This window comes from Citrobacter sp. U14242 (assembly GCF_046555775.1).
Taxonomy (GTDB): Bacteria; Pseudomonadota; Gammaproteobacteria; order Enterobacterales; family Enterobacteriaceae; genus Citrobacter.
Genome location: NZ_JBKGLW010000008.1, coordinates 158,478 through 176,376 on the forward strand (window position 1 = coordinate 158,478; position 17,899 = coordinate 176,376).

The following is a 17,899-nucleotide window of genomic DNA, read 5'->3' on the forward strand; positions in this document are numbered from 1 at the left end:
TTTTTATATCACCGAAGTGATTAGAAGCGGTAACCAACACCCGCGATCCAGGTACCTACGTCAACGCTACGAATACGGCTCTGCTCGTAAGAGAAGTCCAGAGCAACGTTTTCGATCGGGTTGAACTGCACACCGGCACCGTAAGAGAAACCGTAGTCGCTGGTGTCGTGTTTGTCAGCAGGCGTTGCTGCATCCTGGAATTTACCGTAGCCAACACCTACAACACCGTAGACGCTTGCCCAGTCATTCAGACGGTAAGCCGGACCTGCAGTGATGCCGTAGTATTGAGTTTTGTTGTAATCGCCAAACGAGTCGGTACGATCTTTTTCAGTGTAAGTGAAGGAACCGATCACGCCCAGCGGGCTGTTGTCCTGCTCATAACGATACTTCAGGTTGAAACCGTTCATTTTGTTCGCTGCGCCCTGAGCATCGCTCTGAGCGTAACCACCAGTAACGGTAGAAGTAGCCGCTACAGCGGTACCTGCGGAGAAAGCCAGAACAGCGGCCAGTGCTGAAAGACATGCAATTTTTTTCATAACCACCTCAAATGTGCTTCAAGTAAATCTTAAGTTTTAAATATACCAAAAACTGATGGGAAACTCTTTGCGATTAGCGATGTCTAACGGAGCTTTTCATGTAACAGAACATTTCAAAAACCCGCTATCTCTTTCAATTAACATCACTTTTCTAATGATTTATGCCATTATTGCGCGCACAACACGGCACATTCATCCAGATGATTCCTAATCGTGCAGATTATTAATCCATCGTTTTCATGCCATTGTACGGATCTCAGTAATTTTTTTTTCAACGAATACTCAACCAGCCGAGCGTATTTCCATTACACTCGCTGTTTTACTTTTCTATACACAAACTCACGCGCATCGCAGCCAATCTGCGGCGTCCCGCAGGGGAAGGTGTGTAACCATCATTTGACAGGAGAAAGGATGCCGGGGTCGTTACGTAAAGCGCCAGTCTGGTTGCCTATTTTGGTTTTACTGATAGCTATGTCCTCTATTCAAAGCGGCGCATCGCTGGCGAAATCGCTGTTCCCTCTCGTCGGTGCGCCAGGCGTTACCGCCCTGCGCCTCGCGCTGGGAACGCTCATCCTTATTGCATTCTTTAAACCCTGGCGTTTACGTTTTGCCAAAGAGCAACGTCTTCCCCTGCTGTTTTATGGTTTGTCTCTGGGTGGGATGAACTATCTTTTTTACCTGTCAATTCAGACTGTACCGCTGGGTATTGCCGTCGCACTGGAGTTTACCGGCCCTCTTGCGGTGGCGTTATTTTCCTCCCGACGCCCGGTCGATTTTATTTGGGTTGCGCTGGCCGTACTCGGACTTTGGTTCCTGCTGCCGTTAGGTCAGGACGTTTCTCATGTTGATTTAACCGGCGCCGCGCTGGCATTGGGGGCCGGTGCCTGCTGGGCTATCTATATTCTTACCGGGCAACGCGCAGGCGAAGAACATGGTCCGGCAACGGTCGCAGTAGGTTCATTAATCGCAGCGCTGGTTTTTGTGCCGATTGGCGTCATTCAGGCAGGCGATGCGCTGTGGCACTGGTCTATTCTTCCGTTGGGCTTAGCGGTAGCGGTCCTCTCTACTGCGCTCCCCTATTCACTGGAAATGATCGCATTAACGCGACTGCCTACACGTACCTTTGGGACACTGATGAGTATGGAGCCCGCACTGGCGGCGGTGTCTGGGATGATTTTTCTCGGTGAAACGCTGACGCTTATCCAGACGCTGGCTCTGGGCGCGATTATTGCTGCGTCAATGGGCTCTACGCTCACCATCCGCAAAGACCCGCAAATTAAGCAAGTTGACGTGAATTAACCTGCCAATATTCTGCATGGTTTGCATAATCATGCAGAATATCTTGTTATATATCCCCACTATTATTATCGCCCTCTACCTCCCAGTTGAAGCTCGCTATTTATGCTGAGGTACTGCATTAACACAATAATAACACACCATCGCATTAAAATTACATATCATATTGATTTATATTGGTATTTTATATTTTCATTCACCTCGCTATTAAAGTGATAGGTAACACCGGAAAAAGAAAACTGAAATTAGCGCTATACTTATTCTCGTTGAAGATTTGGGACATAAACATCAAGAGGATATGAGATTATGAGTACCGCAAAACTGGTAAAAACAAAAGCATCCGCCCTCCTTTATACCCGTAACGATGTAACAGACAGCGATAAAAAAGCGACCGTTGAACTGCTGAATCAGCAGGTGATCCAATTCATCGACCTGTCACTGATCACCAAGCAGGCACACTGGAATATGCGCGGTGCAAACTTTATTGCCGTACATGAAATGCTGGATGGTTTCCGGACTGCACTGACCGATCACCTCGATACCATGGCTGAGCGTGCCGTACAGTTAGGCGGTGTTGCACTGGGGACAACGCAGGTTATTAACAGCAAAACGCCACTGAAAAGCTACCCACTGGATATCCATAACGTACAGGACCACTTAAAAGAGCTGGCCGAACGTTATGCTGTGGTTGCTAACAGCGTACGTAAAGCGATAAGCGAAGCAAAAGACGAGGATACAGCAGATATCTTCACTGCAGCTTCCCGCGACCTCGACAAATTCTTGTGGTTTATCGAAGCGAACATCGAATAACAGACATATAAGAAATACCTATATTGCCCTCGCAGTTGCGGGGGTTTTGCACTTCTATGGTGCATAACATTGATCATTCGTCACTCCAAAGTAAATTATTTGTAATAATCACCTCACACAATCGTTAACGAAAGATTGTTTTATCAACAATTTTTACGCTAAATAGTCATACCGTTTGCACCGCGCCCGTCATGCACCAAATGAGTGCCCTGAAACGGTGCAGGCCGCCCGCTTTGCCCTACTTATTGTGCAATAAAATGAGCCTCCCTCTTTTTAAAACAATGAGTTGCAAAATTGGCACGATTTTTTCATTAAGCCATATGTTCTCGCAGGGGATCGCCCCGTGGATATAAAAGGAAATCCTATGAAGTCTGTATTAAAAGTTTCACTGGCTGCACTTACCCTGGCTTTTGCGGTGTCCTCCCATGCCGCAGATAAGAAACTCGTTGTCGCAACCGACACCGCCTTCGTTCCATTTGAATTCAAACAGGGCGACAAATACGTTGGTTTTGATGTGGATCTGTGGGCTGCCGTCGCCAAAGAATTAAAGCTGGATTATGAACTGAAACCTATGGATTTCAGCGGCATCATCCCGGCTTTGCAAACTAAAAACGTCGATTTGGCGCTGGCTGGTATCACCATTACCGAAGAGCGTAAAAAAGCCATCGACTTCTCTGACGGCTACTACAAAAGCGGCCTGTTAGTGATGGTCAAAGCGAACAATAACGATGTGAAAAGCGTAAAAGATCTGGACGGTAAAGTCGTTGCAGTGAAAAGCGGTACCGGCTCAGTGGATTACGCAAAAGCGAACATCAAAACCAAAGACCTGCGTCAGTTCCCGAACATTGATAACGCGTATATGGAACTGGGTACCAACCGCGCAGACGCTGTACTGCACGATACACCAAACATTCTGTACTTCATCAAAACTGCCGGCAACGGTCAGTTCAAAGCTGTAGGTGATTCCCTGGAAGCCCAGCAATACGGTATCGCTTTCCCGAAAGGCAGCGATGCACTGCGTGAGAAAGTGAACGGCGCGCTGAAAACGCTGAAAGAGAACGGCACTTACAACGAAATCTACAAAAAATGGTTCGGTACTGAACCTAAATAATAACCTACAACGTAGCCCCGGTAGCGTGATGCTTACCGGGTCTACGCCAGCATTTTACAGACCTGTAGGCCGGATAAGTCTCTCCGGTAAAACGGGCATTTGACTATTTTCACCACGGTAACAGGAACGACATATGCAGTTTGACTGGAGTGCCATCTGGCCCGCCATCCCGCTTTTGATAGAAGGCGCCAAAATGACCCTGTGGATTTCAATCCTCGGTCTGGCTGGCGGTCTGATTATCGGGCTCGCAGCAGGTTTTGCGCGTACCTTCGGCGGTTGGATAGCCAACCACGTAGCGCTGGTCTTTATCGAAGTCATCCGCGGTACGCCAATCGTTGTACAGGTCATGTTTATCTACTTCGCCCTGCCAATGGCGTTTAACGATTTACGTATTGACCCCTTCAGCGCCGCTGTTGTCACCATCATGATTAACTCCGGTGCCTATATCGCGGAAATCACGCGTGGTGCGGTACTCTCAATCCACAAAGGGTTCAGCGAGGCAGGCCTGGCGCTTGGGCTTTCACGCACGGAGACCATCCGCCACGTTATTTTACCTCTTGCGCTGCGTCGTATGCTGCCACCGCTGGGCAACCAGTGGATCATCAGCATCAAAGATACCTCGCTGTTTATCGTCATTGGCGTCGCGGAACTGACTCGTCAGGGTCAGGAAATCATTGCGGGTAACTTCCGCGCCCTGGAAATCTGGAGCGCCGTTGCGGTGTTCTATCTGATCATTACGCTGGTGCTGAGCTTCATTCTGCGTCGTCTGGAAAGAAGGATGAAAATCCTGTGATTGAATTTAAAAACGTTTCTAAGCACTTTGGTCCAACCCAGGTGCTACACAACATCGATCTGAATATTAAACAAGGTGAAGTCGTGGTGATTATCGGGCCATCTGGCTCCGGTAAATCCACGCTGCTGCGCTGCATTAACAAGCTGGAAGAAATTACCTCCGGTGATCTGATTGTTGACGGTCTGAAAGTCAACGATCCCAAGGTCGATGAACGATTAATCCGCCAGGAAGCCGGGATGGTGTTTCAGCAGTTCTATCTGTTCCCCCATCTGACTGCGCTGGAAAACGTCATGTTTGGCCCGCTACGCGTACGTGGGGCGAATAAAGAACAGGCGGAAAAGCTGGCCAAAGAGCTGCTGGCAAAAGTCGGTCTGGCCGAGCGTGCCCACCACTACCCTTCTGAGCTTTCCGGCGGTCAGCAGCAGCGTGTTGCCATTGCCCGTGCGCTGGCGGTGAAGCCGAAAATGATGCTGTTTGATGAGCCAACCTCAGCACTGGACCCGGAACTGCGTCACGAAGTGCTGAAAGTTATGCAGGATCTGGCGGAAGAAGGGATGACCATGGTGATTGTGACTCACGAAATTGGCTTCGCCGAAAAAGTGGCCTCACGCCTGATTTTCATCGATAAAGGACGTATTGCCGAAGATGGTAATCCGCAAGCCCTGATTGACAATCCACCCAGCCAGCGTTTGCAGGAATTTTTGCAACACGTTTCCTGATACCTGATACCTCCCTTCAGCCGGAAGGGAGGTTTTTCACCAGAATCCTCTCATTTCAATCCTCTCCCGCCCTGACATCTATACTTATCCTTTTGAATTTATTTTCTCATGGGAGGAGTGATGCGGTGGATCGTGTTCATCTGCTTTTTTCTGCTGAGCGTCCCGGCTCAGGCGGTCACCATACCCGGTGTAACAACCACAGCATCCGCCAGCCCGCCAACAGAACCCGTTGCAGAGCCTGATATTGAACAAAAGAAAGCCGCCTACGGTGCGCTGGCAGACGTGCTGGAGAATGACGCCTCACGCCAGGAGTTGATAGGTCAACTGCGAAAAGTAGCGGCGACGCCTCCGCCTGACCCGGTTCCGACTATCGTTCCCCCCACCTTGACGGAAGAAAAAACGGTGCTGGAGAATGTCACGGATGTCAGCCGTCATTATGGTGAGGCTCTCTCAAGCCGTTTTGCCCAGCTGTATCGCAACATCACTGACGCCCCCCATAAAACCTTTAATCCGCAAACATTCACGAATGCCCTGACCCATTTCCTTATGCTGGCGGCATCTGTTTTTGGCTTTTACTGGTTGATTCGGCTTTGCGCACTGCCGCTGTATCGCAAAATGGGGCAATGGGCGCGACGGAAAAACCGCGAGCGCAGTAATTGGGTACAGCTTCCCGCCATGATCATTGGCGCGTTCATTATCGATTTACTGCTGCTGGCGCTCACCTTGTTTGTCGGGCAGATATTGAGCGACCGAATGAATGCCGGCAGCCGAACTATTGCATTCCAGCAAAGCTTGTTTCTCAATGCCTTTGCACTGATTGAATTCTTTAAGGCCATTTTACGCCTGATTTTTTGCCCGGCGGTGACAGAACTGCGACCCTTTAACATTCAGGATGCAGGCGCACGCTACTGGAACCGGCGTCTGAGTTCATTAAGCAGTCTGATTGGTTACGGGCTTATTGTGGCGGTCCCCATTATCTCGAATCAGGTCAACGTACAGGTCGGCGCAATGGCTAACGTCATCATCATGCTGTGCATCACACTGTGGGCGCTGTACCTGATTTTCAGAAACAAGAATGAGATTACCCGGCACTTACAGAACCTTGCCGAACGCTCTTTAGCTTTCTTTAGCCTGTTTATCCGTGCTTTTGCGCTGGTCTGGTATTGGCTGGCCAGCGCCTATTTCATTGTGTTGTTCTTCTTCTCACTATTTGATCCGGGCAATAGTCTGAAATTCATGATGGGCGCAACGTTACGCAGTCTGGTGATCATCGGGATCGCCGCCTTTGTATCCGGCATGTTATCCCGTTGGATTGCCAAAACGATAACCCTGTCGCCGCACACGCAGCGCAGCTATCCGGAATTACAAAAGCGGCTAAATGGATGGCTGTCAACGGCGTTAAGCGTGGCCCGGATCTTGACAGTGTGTGTCGCCGTTATGTTGCTACTCAACGCCTGGGGGCTGTTCGACTTCTGGAACTGGCTGCATTACGGCGCTGGCGAAAAAACGGTCGACATTCTGATCCGCATCGCACTGATTCTCTTCTTCTCTGCTATCGGCTGGACGATCCTTGCCAGCCTGATTGAAAACCGCCTGGCTTCAGATATTCACGGTCGTCCGCTGCCCAGTGCGCGGACTCGCACGCTGTTGACGTTATTTCGCAACGCGCTGGCAGTGATCATCAGTACCATCACGATCATGATTGTATTGTCAGAGATTGGCGTCAATATCGCCCCATTACTGGCCGGGGCGGGAGCTCTGGGACTGGCGATCTCTTTTGGATCACAGACACTGGTGAAGGATATTATTACTGGGATATTTATCCAGTTTGAAAACGGCATGAATACCGGCGATCTGGTCACTATCGGCCCGTTAACCGGCACGGTCGAACGCATGTCGATCCGTTCTGTTGGCGTACGCCAGGACACTGGGGCATACCACATCATCCCGTGGTCCTCGATAACAACCTTCGCCAACTTCGTGCGTGGGATCGGCTCGGTCGTCGCAAATTACGACGTCGACCGCCATGAAGATGCGGATAAAGCCAATCAGGCGCTGAAGGATGCGGTCGCTGCGGTGATGGAACAGGATGATATTCGTGGGCTTATCATTGGCGAGCCGTCATTCGCCGGGATTGTGGGTTTGACCAATACAGCATTCACCTTGCGGGTCTCGTTTACCACCCTGCCGCTGAAGCAGTGGACGGTACGTTTTGCGCTCGACAGCCAGGTGAAAAAACACTTCGATCTGGCCAACGTGCGCGCCCCGGTACAGACCTATCAGGTACTGCCTGCACCGGTGTCGGGCCCACAATCAACAGCAGCAGAACCGCTGCCGCCAAGCGAGCCCACGATTTAGCGTTGACGCGCCATAAAACGACGACGCTGATCGTTATCCATAAAGGTCCAGGCAATAAAGCGACTCTGCTTTTGCCCCTGGGCCATCTCTTTTTTAACCACTTTCACCGCGCCGGCATCGGTTAACGCATGGTACAACGGAGGCAGATTCTCGCCCCGTGATACCAGAGTGGTGAACCACATCACCTGACGACCAAAGGCCTGGCTTTCTGCGATCATTTTCTTGATGAACGCCACTTCCCCCCCTTCGCACCACAGCTCCTGCTGCTGGCCACCAAAGTTCAGCGCATCATCTTTGTCTTGCCCCAGGTTGCGGCGTTTGCGCTCGCTTCCGGCACGGGCAGAGGCAGCAGAATCATGGAATGGCGGATTACACAACGTGGCTTCGTACTGCTCATTCTTGTGAATAATGCCGTTGAAGATAGCCGAAGCATCTTTCTGACGACGCAGACGAATCGCCCGGGTTAAGCCAGGGTTGCCATTGATGATTGCCTGAGCGCTGCTAAACGCTTCGCTACTGGTTTCACTGCCGGTAAAACGCCAGCCGTATTCATGCACGCCGATCAGTGGATAAATGCAGTTCGCCCCTACTCCAACATCCAGCATGCTGGCATTTGCAGGGATGGTTCCGGTGGTTTCACCCAACAGGTCGGCCAGATGGTGAATGTAGTCCGCACGACCCGGAACCGGCGGGCACAGGAAACCTTCCGGGATATCCCAGTTTGCCACCGCATAATAATGCGCCAGCAGTGCTTTATTGAGCGCCTTAACTGCCTGCGGATTCGCGAAATCAACACTCTGCTCGCCGCCTGGTGTGAGGGTGAGAAATTGCGTCAGTTCGGGGGTAACCTGGCATAACGTCGCAAGATCATAACGGCCATTGTGGCGATTGCGTGGGTGTAATCCCGGTTTCTGGGGGGGCATAGCATTCTCCTTTTAACAGCGGCGTAAGATACCCGCATAACGCCACGGGGTAAACATACACAGCCGGGAAATTTCATTTTTTATGCGAATTGCATCGTTCAAAAAACAGCCTGTTGTTGGTCGATTTTTTGCGGCAAATGCCCTGCAATGACGACCTAAACTTATCAGGCACGAACTGTTGTTTCTCAGAGGATATCATCATGAAAAAATGCCTCACATTCCTTGCCGCTACCGTACTTACCGGCATGACATTTGCGACTTTTGCTGCACAGCCCAATACCCCTCCAGCCACCGGTCCGCTACAAGCCTCCGGTACGATTTCCGTGAGCGGAGCATCAAGCCTGGACGACCTCGAAGGTAAGCTGGCAGAAAAAGCAAAAGAGCAAGGCGCGAAAGGTTTTGTGGTTAATTCCGCTGGCGGTAAAAATCAGATGTACGGTACTGCAACTATCTATAAGTAACTCTCTAAAAGTCACTCTCCCTCAGCTCAACTGCATTCGCCCTGAATGCAGTTTGCTGTCCTTTCTTGCTGAAATCCCCCGCATGAACTGTAACCGCCATGTTGGAAATTTGAATTCAATGTAAATAAATGTATTTATTTTTGAAGTAATGAATGCTAAAACAACGCACTTATTGATAATGCTTATCAAAATTATTATCAATTACGCATTTCATTCAGGCGAGGCCTGCAGGGTATAACGTCCACAGAGATGTCCCTTCGCTTGAATGAAACCTTCTACTCAAAAATAATAAGTCATTCATTAACATGGATAAAAATCGCAATCTGCCGTCTTGTAGTTTTCATTCGCTCACCTTCTTTGCCGGCCTGTGTATTGGCCTGTCTCCTGTAGCCCAGGCCGTCGCCGCAGGCTCGCAAGAGACAAAGCAGGAAGATACGCTGGTCGTTGAAGCAGCTAAACCCTCGTTGTATGCCCCAACGCAATCTGCCGACCCGAAGTTCTCTCGTCCAGTGGCTGACACCACTCGCACCATGACGGTAATTTCTGAGCAGGTTATTAAGGATCAGGGGGCCACCAATCTTACTGATGCGTTGAAAAACGTGCCGGGTGTTGGCGCATTTTTTGCGGGTGAAAATGGTAACTCCACCACCGGCGATGCGGTGTATATGCGAGGTGCTGACACCTCAAACAGCATTTATATCGACGGTATTCGTGATATTGGTAGCGTCACGCGTGACACCTTCAATACTGAACAGGTTGAAGTCATTAAAGGGCCTTCCGGCACCGACTATGGTCGCAGTGCCCCCACAGGCTCCATCAATATGATCAGCAAGCAGCCGCGCACCGATTCAGGTATTGATGCTTCAGCCAGCGTCGGTAGCGCCTGGTTCCGCCGCGGCACGCTGGACATCAATCAGGCTATTGGCGACACTACCGCGGCACGCTTAAACCTGATGGGTGAGAAAACGCATGATGCCGGACGCGATAACATTAAAAACGAACGCTACGGCGTGGCCCCCTCTATTGCCTTTGGTTTAGGCACTGAAAACCGACTGTATCTGAACTATCTACACGTCACCCAGCACAACACGCCGGACGGAGGAATTCCTACCATCGGCCTGCCGGGTTACTCTGCGCCTTCTGCGGGAACGTCGGCCCTGAACCATTCCGGGAAAGTCGATACGAACAACTTCTATGGCACCGATTCGGATTACGACGATTCAACGACCGATACCGCAACAATGCGTTTCGAGCATGACCTGAGTGACAGCACGACCCTTCGCAACACCACGCGCTGGTCGCGCATTAAACAGGATTATCTGATGACCGCGGTAATGGGCGGCGCATCAAACATCACGCAGCCAACCCGCAACGTCGATACCTGGAGCTGGTCACGGGTGGCGAATACCAAAGATGTCAGCAACAAAATCCTCACCAACCAGACCAACCTGACGTCAAAATTTTATACTGGTACTGTCGGGCATGACATCAGTACCGGCGTGGAGTTGACGCGTGAAACACAGACCAACTATGGCGTGGCGCCACTCACACCACCACCGGTCAATATTTACTCACCAAACAGCAACGTGAACATTGGCGGATTATCCCGTAATGGCGCCAACGCCAACGGCCAGACCGATACCTTCGGTATTTACGCCTTCGATACTCTGCAAATTACGCGTGATATTGAACTGAACGGTGGTATTCGTCTGGATAATTACCGTACCGAGTATGACAGTGCAACCGCGTGCGGCGCTTCTGGTCGCGGTGCCGTTGCGTGCCCAACGGGCGTTGCCAAAGGTTCTCCGGTCACGACCGTCGACACCGCGAAATCCGGTAATCTGGTGAACTGGAAAGCGGGTGCGTTATACCATTTAACAGAGAACGGCAACGTTTACATCAACTACGCGGTTTCCCAGCAACCGCCGGGCGGCAGTAATTTTGCCCTTGCTCAAAGTGGGACCGGTAACAGCGCCAACCGTACCGATTTTAAACCACAAAAAGCGAAGACCAGCGAAATTGGCACCAAATGGGAAGTGCTGGATAAACGCCTGCTGCTGACCGCCGCCGTTTTCCGCACGGATATCGAGAACGAAGTTGAACAGAACGATGACGGGACCTACTCCCAGTATGGCGAAAAACGTGTTGAAGGCTACGAACTCTCCGTGGCAGGAAATATTACCCCGGCCTGGCAGGTGATTGGCGGGTATACCCAGCAGCGCGCCACGGTACATAGTGGCAAAGACGTCGCTCAGGATGGTTCATCCTCCCTGCCGTATACACCGGAACATGCATTCACCCTGTGGAGTCAGTATCAGGCCACTGATGATATCTCCGTTGGCGCAGGCGCACGCTACGTGGGCAGCATGCATCGCGGCGCTGACGGCGCAGTGGGTACACCATCCTTTACCGAAAGCTACTGGGTCGCTGATGCCAAACTGGGATATCGCGTGAACCGTAATCTTGATTTCCAGCTCAACGTCTACAACCTGTTCGACACCGATTATGTCTCCTCGATCAACAAGAGCGGATACCGTTATCATCCGGGTGAGCCAAGAACCTTCCTGCTCACCGCCAATATGCATTTCTGATTTATCGCGTGGGGCGTAAGCCCCACTTGCAGGAGAAACACTGATGATGTACCACATTCCTGGCGTCTTATCGCCGCAGGACGTTGCCTGGTTTCGTGAACAACTGGACACAGCAGAATGGGTAGATGGCCGCGCCACCACCGGCGCTCAGGGTGCACAGGTTAAAAATAACCAGCAGGTTGATACCCGTAGCGAGCGCTATGACATGTTACAGAAAGAGGTGCTGGCCGCCGTGAACAACAATGCGTTGTTCTTTGCCGCTGCGTTACCCAAAACGCTTTCCACGCCATTGTTCAATCGTTATCAGAATGCTGAGACCTATGGCTTTCACGTTGATGGCGCGGTGCGTAGCCATCCGGAAAGTGGCTGGATGCGTACCGACCTTTCCGCCACGTTATTCTTAAGCGATCCCGACAGCTATGAGGGCGGGGAACTGCTGGTCAATGACACCTACGGCCAGCATGCGGTCAAGCTCCCGGCTGGCGATCTGGTACTTTACCCCTCCAGCAGCCTGCATTGCGTCACGCCAGTTACCCGTGGAACCCGTGTGGCATCGTTTATGTGGGTCCAGTCGATGATCCGTGATGACAAAAAACGCGCCATGCTGTTTGAACTGGATAAGAACATTCAATCACTGAAAGCGCGCCACGGAGAAAGTGCAGAGATCCTGTCGTTGCTTAATCTTTACCATAACCTGCTGCGCGAGTGGTCCGAAATCTGATACGCCTGTAGGCGCTCGTTTTTCCCCCATCTCATTCGCTATAATTATTCTATAAACGAATTTTAAAAAACGAATGACAGGAGGCACACATGGCATCCGGCTGGGCAAATGACGACGCCGTGAACGAACAGATCAACAATACAATTGAAGATGCTGTTGCCCGTGCCCGTGGCGAGTTACCCACGGGAGAAAGTCTGCATGAATGTGAAGAATGCGGCAATCCTATCCCACAGGCACGACGTGAGGCAGTACCTGGCGTGCGTTTGTGCATCGCCTGTCAGCAGGATAAAGATTCACATAACGCTGCATTTTCAGGATATAATCGCAGAGGTTCGAAAGACAGCCAGCTACGTTGACTCATCTTTACCAAAAGTTTCAGCGCATACGATTTCCTTTACGAGCACGCTTTTTCACTCGCGGTGTAGCAAAATGTGCCGTTGTCACATTCTCTGTAAAGCGCAATGACAAGAACTGTAAATCCATCTTCTGAATTTATTAATATTCAATAAGTTATTTGTCATTCAATATTTTTGATTGATGTCGTCAATTCTATTCGATTTTCTCTCACCGAAAAAAACGTGATACTTCTCACATCGACGGAACAACGTCTGCTGAACAGAACATCGACTAACCGAATAAACCTGCGAGAGAAAAATCATGAAAAACATTAAATTTGCTGTTGCTGCTATCGCCCTGTCTACCCTGTCATTTGGTGTTTTCGCTGCTGAACCGGTCACCTCCACTCAGGCACAAAGCATGAATAAAATGGGTGTGGTATCTGCTGATGGCGCCACCACGCTGGACGGCCTGGAAGCAAAACTGGCTGAAAAAGCGGCTGCTGCTGGTGCAAGTGGTTACAGCATCACCTCCGCTGTCGGCAACGACAAAATGAGCGGTACCGCGGTTATCTACAAATAACCAACAGAATTCCTGTACGACCCAATGCTCCAACCCTCATTGACCCTGTTTGTTACCCTTTGTTTGCCCGTCCGCCACTGGACGGGCTTTTTTTATCTAACGTTCAAGCCGTTGGCGAAACGCCTGCAATACCGCATCCGGCATACCGATTTGCCGTGCCGCCTCACATATCGCTTGCCAGCTTCCGGCATCAAGCGGGATCCCCTGCGCCAGCCGTTCTTCACGGGTATTCACTTCCCACTCACCCGGTAACAGGATGGGCGCATCCTCAGCATGCGGCGACGCTTTGACCCATTCAGCAAATGCCGAAACCTGATTGTCACAGTCCGGGGCACCGAAGAGTGTTGGGTTAATGATGATCGTGGTCATGCAGTTAATAATGGCGTCCGCGCTGTTCTGCAAACTGGCTTCGTGGGTAGTTTTACCGCCAGAGAGCGCACCGCCCATGATTTCACACATTGCCGCCAGCGCGTAGCCTTTATGCTGAGCGAAGGTGAGCAGTGAACCCAATGGTGATTCCTGCATAACAGCAGGGTCGGTGGTAGGAGCCCCCTGAGCATCAATCAGACAGCCCGGCGCAACCGGCTCACCTTTGTGCCACGCCACGCGCGTTTTACCGAAAGCAATAGCGCTGGTCGCGTAGTCCAATAGCAACGGGAAATCATTTTTACGTGGAAACACAACGCAGAAAGGGTTGGTGCCAAAACGGCTATCACGACCATGGAAGGGGGCAACCATCGGAATCCCCACCACATTCACAAAGTGTATAGAGACAAAACCCGCCGCCGCACACTGCTCCGCCCAGTAGCCAATGCGCCCAATGTGGTGAGAATTATGCAGGGCTACCGCAGCAATTCCGTACTGCTGCGCTTTCTCAATCCCCAGCGCGATAGCTTCATGCGCGGCTACCTGACCAAATGCGCAATCCCCATCCAGCGTAACCACTGCACCTGCCTCTTTCACCACTTTCGCATGACGATTGATCTGCAAATGCCCCTGCGTGAATGAGCGAATATAGCTTGGGATCATCCCGATACCGTGTGAATCATGGCCGGCGAGGTTTGAGGCAATCAGATGATCGGCCACCAACTGCGCTTCCTGCTCGTCACTTCCCATATGGCGGAAAACGGCCTGAATAAACGCATGCAGCGTTGGCGCGTGAAAGCGATGTCCACTGTTCATTGTATTCTCCTGTTGTGTTGCGTGTTTGTTGTGTTTCTTATTTTTCAACAAACTATGCTGCGCCACGGTAGCCAGGAGGTCAATAAACGTGCAGAAATTTCACGTTGCAGGGGGGCAGGACAGGAATGACTGACGGGCCAGATGACAGGCCCGTCGGGATGAAGAGAGGGTCAGAAGCTTTGCTCGACGCGAGCAAGCCCTTCTGCCAGCGTGGCGGATTCCCCGGTGGCCACCAGACAGCAAGCCATCTGAATTTTTAATGAGGCCGGTATCGGCTCGCTTCCGGCCAGACAGCGTTCTATCCAGCGGGCTGTCGTCTCCGGATCTTTTGCTACCGGCAGTGGAACTGGCTCGTCAGGCATCTCACTCTGGCGATCCTGTAGCACACGCACCCCCGTCGTGTCTATCAGGCTTATCTGCGGGCAACGTTGAGGATTGGCGTACACTTCCCCTTCCGTACCGTGCATCAGCAGACCGCGTCCACCGATATCGCCAAAGAATTTCGCCACTCGCGAGACATATTCAGGATGCGAAACGCTGGCAAGACGCAACGCGGCATCTTCGGCAAACGGCGTGGCTAATTTCGCCAGCGTATGCGCACTGTTACGCACACCCATCCGCCAGCGCATCGCCAGTTGTTTCTCCAGCGGAGGACACAGCGCGCGCACCGGGATAAACACCGGTTCATGACCATCCAGTTTTGCCTGCGCCTGCCCCGCATGCAGGGTTGGCACAATACCCATCAGGTCAAAAATAGTTTCCGTCAGCACGCGGGTCGGATCTTCACTCACCCCGTGCACCACCACCGGAAATCCCAGTTTATGCAATAAGATAGCCAGCAGCGGTGTCAGATTGGCCTGCTTTCGCGCGCCATTGTAACTGGGGATAACAATGGGCATGGGTTTGGCCACAGGCGGCGTCAGGCGAATGGTATGGTTTTGCATCGCCTCATAAAAGCCCAGCATCTCCGCTTCTCCCTCGCCTTTAATGCGCAGCGCAATCAGCACGCCGCCCATCTCAAGGTCGGGGACGTCGCCATTCAGCATATGGGTATACAGTCCGCGAGCAGTATCCTGGTCCAGGTCACGCGCGTGATTTTTACCTCGCCCAATCTCTTTGATGATTTTGCGGTAATCCATCGATAACTCCTTTCCTGTTGCTCGCATCGTTAACGCCTACGGCGGCGCGTGGGTTTCGCTTTTTCTTTTGGTTTTACTATAACGTCTGGCACAGCAGGTTGCTCTATCGGAAAAATGGGTAACGCATTCAGTAAACGCTTGCCATAGTTTTTGGTCAACAACCGCTTATCGTAGATCACGACTTCACCCCAGCAGCCATGGCTACGAATGAGTCGCCCAACTTGCTGGATCAAATTGAACGACGCTGCCGGTAAGCTTTGCACCTCAAAAGGGTAGCGGTTCAGGCTTTTCAGCCACTCGCCCTCAGTGACCACGACCGGACTGTCGATGGGCGGAAACGCGATTTTGTGAATATGTACCTGAGTCAGCAATTCGCCTTTCAAATCCAGACCTTCGGCAAAAGATTGCAGTCCGACCAGTACACTGCGTTCGCCGTTTTCCACCCGCTTTCGGTGTAACTCCACCAGACGATAGCGCGGCTGGTCACCCTGTACCAGCAGCAGCAAGCGCAGATCGGTAACGTGCTCAAGAAAACGCTGCATCGCCCGCCCGCTGGCAAAAAGCACCAACATGCCCTGATGTTTTTTACTTTCCAGTTGCTCGCGGAAATAGGCCGCCATTTCGGCTATATGCTGCTCTTCGTTATCTATCAACGGTTCGTAGCGCATCTGCGGAATCACGATTTTGCCTTGCTCTACATGGTTAAACGGTGAATCCAGTGCAACAAAGCGGTCTCCGGCTTTTTCTTTCAGACCGCTCATCTCCTGCAGGCGCGAGAAACTGTTAAGTGAACGGAGCGTGGCAGAGGTCACAATAATATGCGGTACGCTGCGCCACAGCAGTCTTTCGAGCTGATCGCTCACACGGATCCCAACACAATGGAACCAGACATGGAGCTGCCCATCGCGCACCTCGCGCGTCGCCCATTTACTCACTGGCGCGCCTGATGACTGCGCCAGCGACGCCAGACGCCACAATTTGCTTTGCGCCTCGAACATGCCCAATGCCCGGTTCATTTGCAAAATAACCCGATGCAGCCGCACAATATCGTGGGTACCGGTTTTTTCACTGAGATCGTTCAGGAACAGTTCTGCCAGGCCGCGCAGCATTTCCGTCAGTTTCGCCAGTCGCTGGCAGATCTCCATCACTTCACCAGGCAGTTCTCCCATTGCAAAGCGGTGTTCCGCCTCCTGCGTTGCGGGCATATAGAGATTGAGGATGTTATTAAGTGAGGCAATCAGTTCATACAGCTCTTCACAGTGACCATTCAACCGCTCGGCGTTCGCCAGCGGCGGCGTGGTTTTCGGGCGGAACTGCTCCATGCAGGTCGCCACTAATTTGCAGAACAGATCCAGCTGAAGTCGATACCAGGGGGCGCTGATTTCTGCACTCATCTCCAGCGCATCGCGGGCGACATCCGGCAAATGATGGCCTTCATCAAGGACTAACAACAGGTTTTTCGGCTCTGGCAGAACGGCTTCGCTTTCCATTGCCGCCATCACCAACGCGTGGTTCGCCACCACCACTTCGGCTTCCTGAATCTCGCGGCGGGCGACAAAGAAAGGACATTCACGGTAGTAGTGGCAGTTGCGGTTCAGACAGCTCGCTTTATCGGTACTCAGACGCTGCCAGAGTCCGTCATCAATGGCGATATCAGTGTGATCGCGCAACCCGTCCCATTTATAGCTGTCGAGATCGCCTTTCAGCCTGGCGCAGCGCTTTTGTTCTTCCTGATTATTTGGCGTCAGGTCATCGTCTAGAAAGGCCAACAGATCCTGTTGATTGGGTTCGGTACTCGCCAGCGCGGCTAAATTGCGCGGGCAGACATAACGCCCACGACCAAAAGCAGCGGTAAAACGCAGATCGGGGATGATTTTACGCAGCAACGGCAGGTCTTTGCTGTAGATCTGATCCTGCAACGCGACGTTAGCGGTACTGACCACCAACGTTTTCTGTTCTTCACGCGCAATGGCGATACCGGGGATCAGGTAAGATAACGTTTTCCCTACACCGGTCGGTGCTTCAATCGCCAGATGCCGTCCCTCTTCCCCTGCCAGCGTTTTCGCGACATCGGCAATCATCTGTCGCTGCGGTGCACGGGGAATAAAGTCGGGGATCTGTTCCTGAAGCGCCTTGTACCAGGCGGCTATTTGCGCTTTTAGCGCCGCGGTTAATGCCATGAGAAAACCTGAAATACTGTATAAACAGCCACTATTGTGGCACATTTCAGACGCTCAATGTACCTTTTTCCCCCATTCTGGAAAGCGGCTCGCAGCACTGGCTTAAATTGCCGGATAGCGGCTTACACGCCTTATCCGGCCGACAATCCGGGTTCGCACCT

The 17,899-nt window shown here is 51.7% G+C and carries 16 protein-coding genes; 11 read left to right on the forward strand and 5 right to left on the reverse strand.

Annotated elements, in window-relative coordinates; translation table 11 throughout:
• Positions 1-20: 20 nt before the first annotated feature.
• The gene (gene ompX, locus ACLJXE_RS14865; RefSeq protein ID WP_048212190.1) at positions 21-536 is read right to left on the reverse strand and encodes an outer membrane protein OmpX; all 516 of its coding nucleotides are present in this window, start codon (positions 534-536) and stop codon (positions 21-23) included.
• A 411-nt stretch (positions 537-947) separates the two neighbouring features.
• Between ompX and rhtA the strand changes: the two genes are divergently transcribed.
• The 6 genes from rhtA to ybiO all read left to right on the forward strand — a co-directional run bounded on the left by rhtA (position 948) and on the right by ybiO (position 7,623).
• Positions 948-1,835, forward strand: coding sequence for a threonine/homoserine exporter RhtA (gene rhtA, locus ACLJXE_RS14870; RefSeq protein WP_286628271.1), 888 nt, complete (start codon positions 948-950; stop codon positions 1,833-1,835).
• 303 nt (positions 1,836-2,138) lie between these two features.
• Positions 2,139-2,642, forward strand: coding sequence for a DNA starvation/stationary phase protection protein Dps (gene dps / locus ACLJXE_RS14875; protein WP_005123679.1), 504 nt, complete (start codon positions 2,139-2,141; stop codon positions 2,640-2,642).
• 364 nt (positions 2,643-3,006) lie between these two features.
• Entirely contained in the window at positions 3,007-3,753 is a 747-nt protein-coding gene (gene glnH / locus ACLJXE_RS14880) for a glutamine ABC transporter substrate-binding protein GlnH (protein WP_271456484.1), read from the forward strand.
• A gap of 133 nt (positions 3,754-3,886) precedes the next feature.
• Entirely contained in the window at positions 3,887-4,546 is a 660-nt protein-coding gene (glnP, locus tag ACLJXE_RS14885; RefSeq protein WP_005123684.1) for a glutamine ABC transporter permease GlnP, read from the forward strand.
• Positions 4,543-5,265, forward strand: coding sequence for a glutamine ABC transporter ATP-binding protein GlnQ (gene glnQ / locus ACLJXE_RS14890; protein WP_410751276.1), 723 nt, complete (start codon positions 4,543-4,545; stop codon positions 5,263-5,265). Before glnP ends, glnQ begins: the two co-directional genes overlap by 4 nt.
• A gap of 120 nt (positions 5,266-5,385) precedes the next feature.
• Positions 5,386-7,623, forward strand: a complete 2,238-nt coding sequence (ybiO, locus tag ACLJXE_RS14895) for a mechanosensitive channel protein (RefSeq protein ID WP_410751277.1) — start codon at positions 5,386-5,388, stop codon at positions 7,621-7,623.
• On the opposite strand, the gene rlmF is transcribed toward ybiO, so the two are convergent.
• Positions 7,620-8,546, reverse strand: a complete 927-nt coding sequence (gene rlmF, locus ACLJXE_RS14900; protein WP_410751278.1) for a 23S rRNA (adenine(1618)-N(6))-methyltransferase RlmF — start codon at positions 8,544-8,546, stop codon at positions 7,620-7,622. The two genes, ybiO and rlmF, sit on opposite strands and share 4 nt — an antisense overlap.
• Before the next feature lie 200 nt (positions 8,547-8,746).
• Here rlmF and mcbA point away from each other — a divergent pair, with 200 nt between their 5' ends.
• The 5 genes from mcbA to ybiJ all read left to right on the forward strand — a co-directional run bounded on the left by mcbA (position 8,747) and on the right by ybiJ (position 13,237).
• A complete protein-coding gene (mcbA, locus tag ACLJXE_RS14905) occupies positions 8,747-9,007 on the forward strand; it encodes a DUF1471 family periplasmic protein McbA (protein WP_286628274.1) in 261 nt (86 codons plus the stop codon).
• A gap of 305 nt (positions 9,008-9,312) precedes the next feature.
• On the forward strand, positions 9,313-11,598 hold the full coding sequence (locus ACLJXE_RS14910; RefSeq protein ID WP_410751279.1) for a catecholate siderophore receptor Fiu: 2,286 nt from the start codon (positions 9,313-9,315) through the stop codon (positions 11,596-11,598).
• Positions 11,599-11,641: 43 nt separating this feature from the next.
• Positions 11,642-12,319, forward strand: a complete 678-nt coding sequence (ybiX, locus tag ACLJXE_RS14915) for a PKHD-type hydroxylase YbiX (RefSeq protein WP_410751280.1) — start codon at positions 11,642-11,644, stop codon at positions 12,317-12,319.
• Between the two features lie 89 nt (positions 12,320-12,408).
• Positions 12,409-12,675, forward strand: coding sequence for a DksA/TraR family C4-type zinc finger protein (locus ACLJXE_RS14920; protein WP_410751281.1), 267 nt, complete (start codon positions 12,409-12,411; stop codon positions 12,673-12,675).
• A gap of 301 nt (positions 12,676-12,976) precedes the next feature.
• On the forward strand, positions 12,977-13,237 hold the full coding sequence (gene ybiJ / locus ACLJXE_RS14925) for a DUF1471 family protein YbiJ (protein ID WP_048212199.1): 261 nt from the start codon (positions 12,977-12,979) through the stop codon (positions 13,235-13,237).
• 96 nt (positions 13,238-13,333) lie between these two features.
• On the opposite strand, the gene ACLJXE_RS14930 is transcribed toward ybiJ, so the two are convergent.
• The 3 genes from ACLJXE_RS14930 to dinG all read right to left on the reverse strand — a co-directional run bounded on the left by ACLJXE_RS14930 (position 13,334) and on the right by dinG (position 17,738).
• Positions 13,334-14,419: a malate/lactate/ureidoglycolate dehydrogenase gene (locus tag ACLJXE_RS14930; RefSeq protein ID WP_286628278.1), complete on the reverse strand. Its 1,086-nt coding sequence runs from the start codon at positions 14,417-14,419 to the stop codon at positions 13,334-13,336.
• 170 nt (positions 14,420-14,589) lie between these two features.
• Positions 14,590-15,558, reverse strand: coding sequence for a DNA-binding protein YbiB (ybiB, locus tag ACLJXE_RS14935; protein ID WP_410751282.1), 969 nt, complete (start codon positions 15,556-15,558; stop codon positions 14,590-14,592).
• Between the two features lie 29 nt (positions 15,559-15,587).
• The gene (gene dinG, locus ACLJXE_RS14940) at positions 15,588-17,738 is read right to left on the reverse strand and encodes an ATP-dependent DNA helicase DinG (RefSeq protein WP_410751283.1); all 2,151 of its coding nucleotides are present in this window, start codon (positions 17,736-17,738) and stop codon (positions 15,588-15,590) included.
• Between the last annotated feature and the right edge of the window lie 161 nt (positions 17,739-17,899).

What these genes read in the sequence shown, in the direction of transcription:
- ompX (WP_048212190.1), bottom strand. Translation starts at nt 536, where the DNA reads ATGAAAAAAATTGCATGTCTTTCAGCACTGGCCGCTGTTCTGGCTTTC.
- rhtA (WP_286628271.1), top strand. Translation starts at nt 948, where the DNA reads ATGCCGGGGTCGTTACGTAAAGCGCCAGTCTGGTTGCCTATTTTGGTT.
- dps (WP_005123679.1), top strand. Translation starts at nt 2,139, where the DNA reads ATGAGTACCGCAAAACTGGTAAAAACAAAAGCATCCGCCCTCCTTTAT.
- glnH (WP_271456484.1), top strand. Translation starts at nt 3,007, where the DNA reads ATGAAGTCTGTATTAAAAGTTTCACTGGCTGCACTTACCCTGGCTTTT.
- glnP (WP_005123684.1), top strand. Translation starts at nt 3,887, where the DNA reads ATGCAGTTTGACTGGAGTGCCATCTGGCCCGCCATCCCGCTTTTGATA.
- ybiO (WP_410751277.1), top strand. Translation starts at nt 5,386, where the DNA reads ATGCGGTGGATCGTGTTCATCTGCTTTTTTCTGCTGAGCGTCCCGGCT.
- rlmF (WP_410751278.1), bottom strand. Translation starts at nt 8,546, where the DNA reads ATGCCCCCCCAGAAACCGGGATTACACCCACGCAATCGCCACAATGGC.
- mcbA (WP_286628274.1), top strand. Translation starts at nt 8,747, where the DNA reads ATGAAAAAATGCCTCACATTCCTTGCCGCTACCGTACTTACCGGCATG.
- ACLJXE_RS14910 (WP_410751279.1), top strand. Translation starts at nt 9,313, where the DNA reads ATGGATAAAAATCGCAATCTGCCGTCTTGTAGTTTTCATTCGCTCACC.
- ybiX (WP_410751280.1), top strand. Translation starts at nt 11,642, where the DNA reads ATGATGTACCACATTCCTGGCGTCTTATCGCCGCAGGACGTTGCCTGG.
- ACLJXE_RS14920 (WP_410751281.1), top strand. Translation starts at nt 12,409, where the DNA reads ATGGCATCCGGCTGGGCAAATGACGACGCCGTGAACGAACAGATCAAC.
- ybiJ (WP_048212199.1), top strand. Translation starts at nt 12,977, where the DNA reads ATGAAAAACATTAAATTTGCTGTTGCTGCTATCGCCCTGTCTACCCTG.
- ACLJXE_RS14930 (WP_286628278.1), bottom strand. Translation starts at nt 14,419, where the DNA reads ATGAACAGTGGACATCGCTTTCACGCGCCAACGCTGCATGCGTTTATT.
- ybiB (WP_410751282.1), bottom strand. Translation starts at nt 15,558, where the DNA reads ATGGATTACCGCAAAATCATCAAAGAGATTGGGCGAGGTAAAAATCAC.
- dinG (WP_410751283.1), bottom strand. Translation starts at nt 17,738, where the DNA reads ATGGCATTAACCGCGGCGCTAAAAGCGCAAATAGCCGCCTGGTACAAG.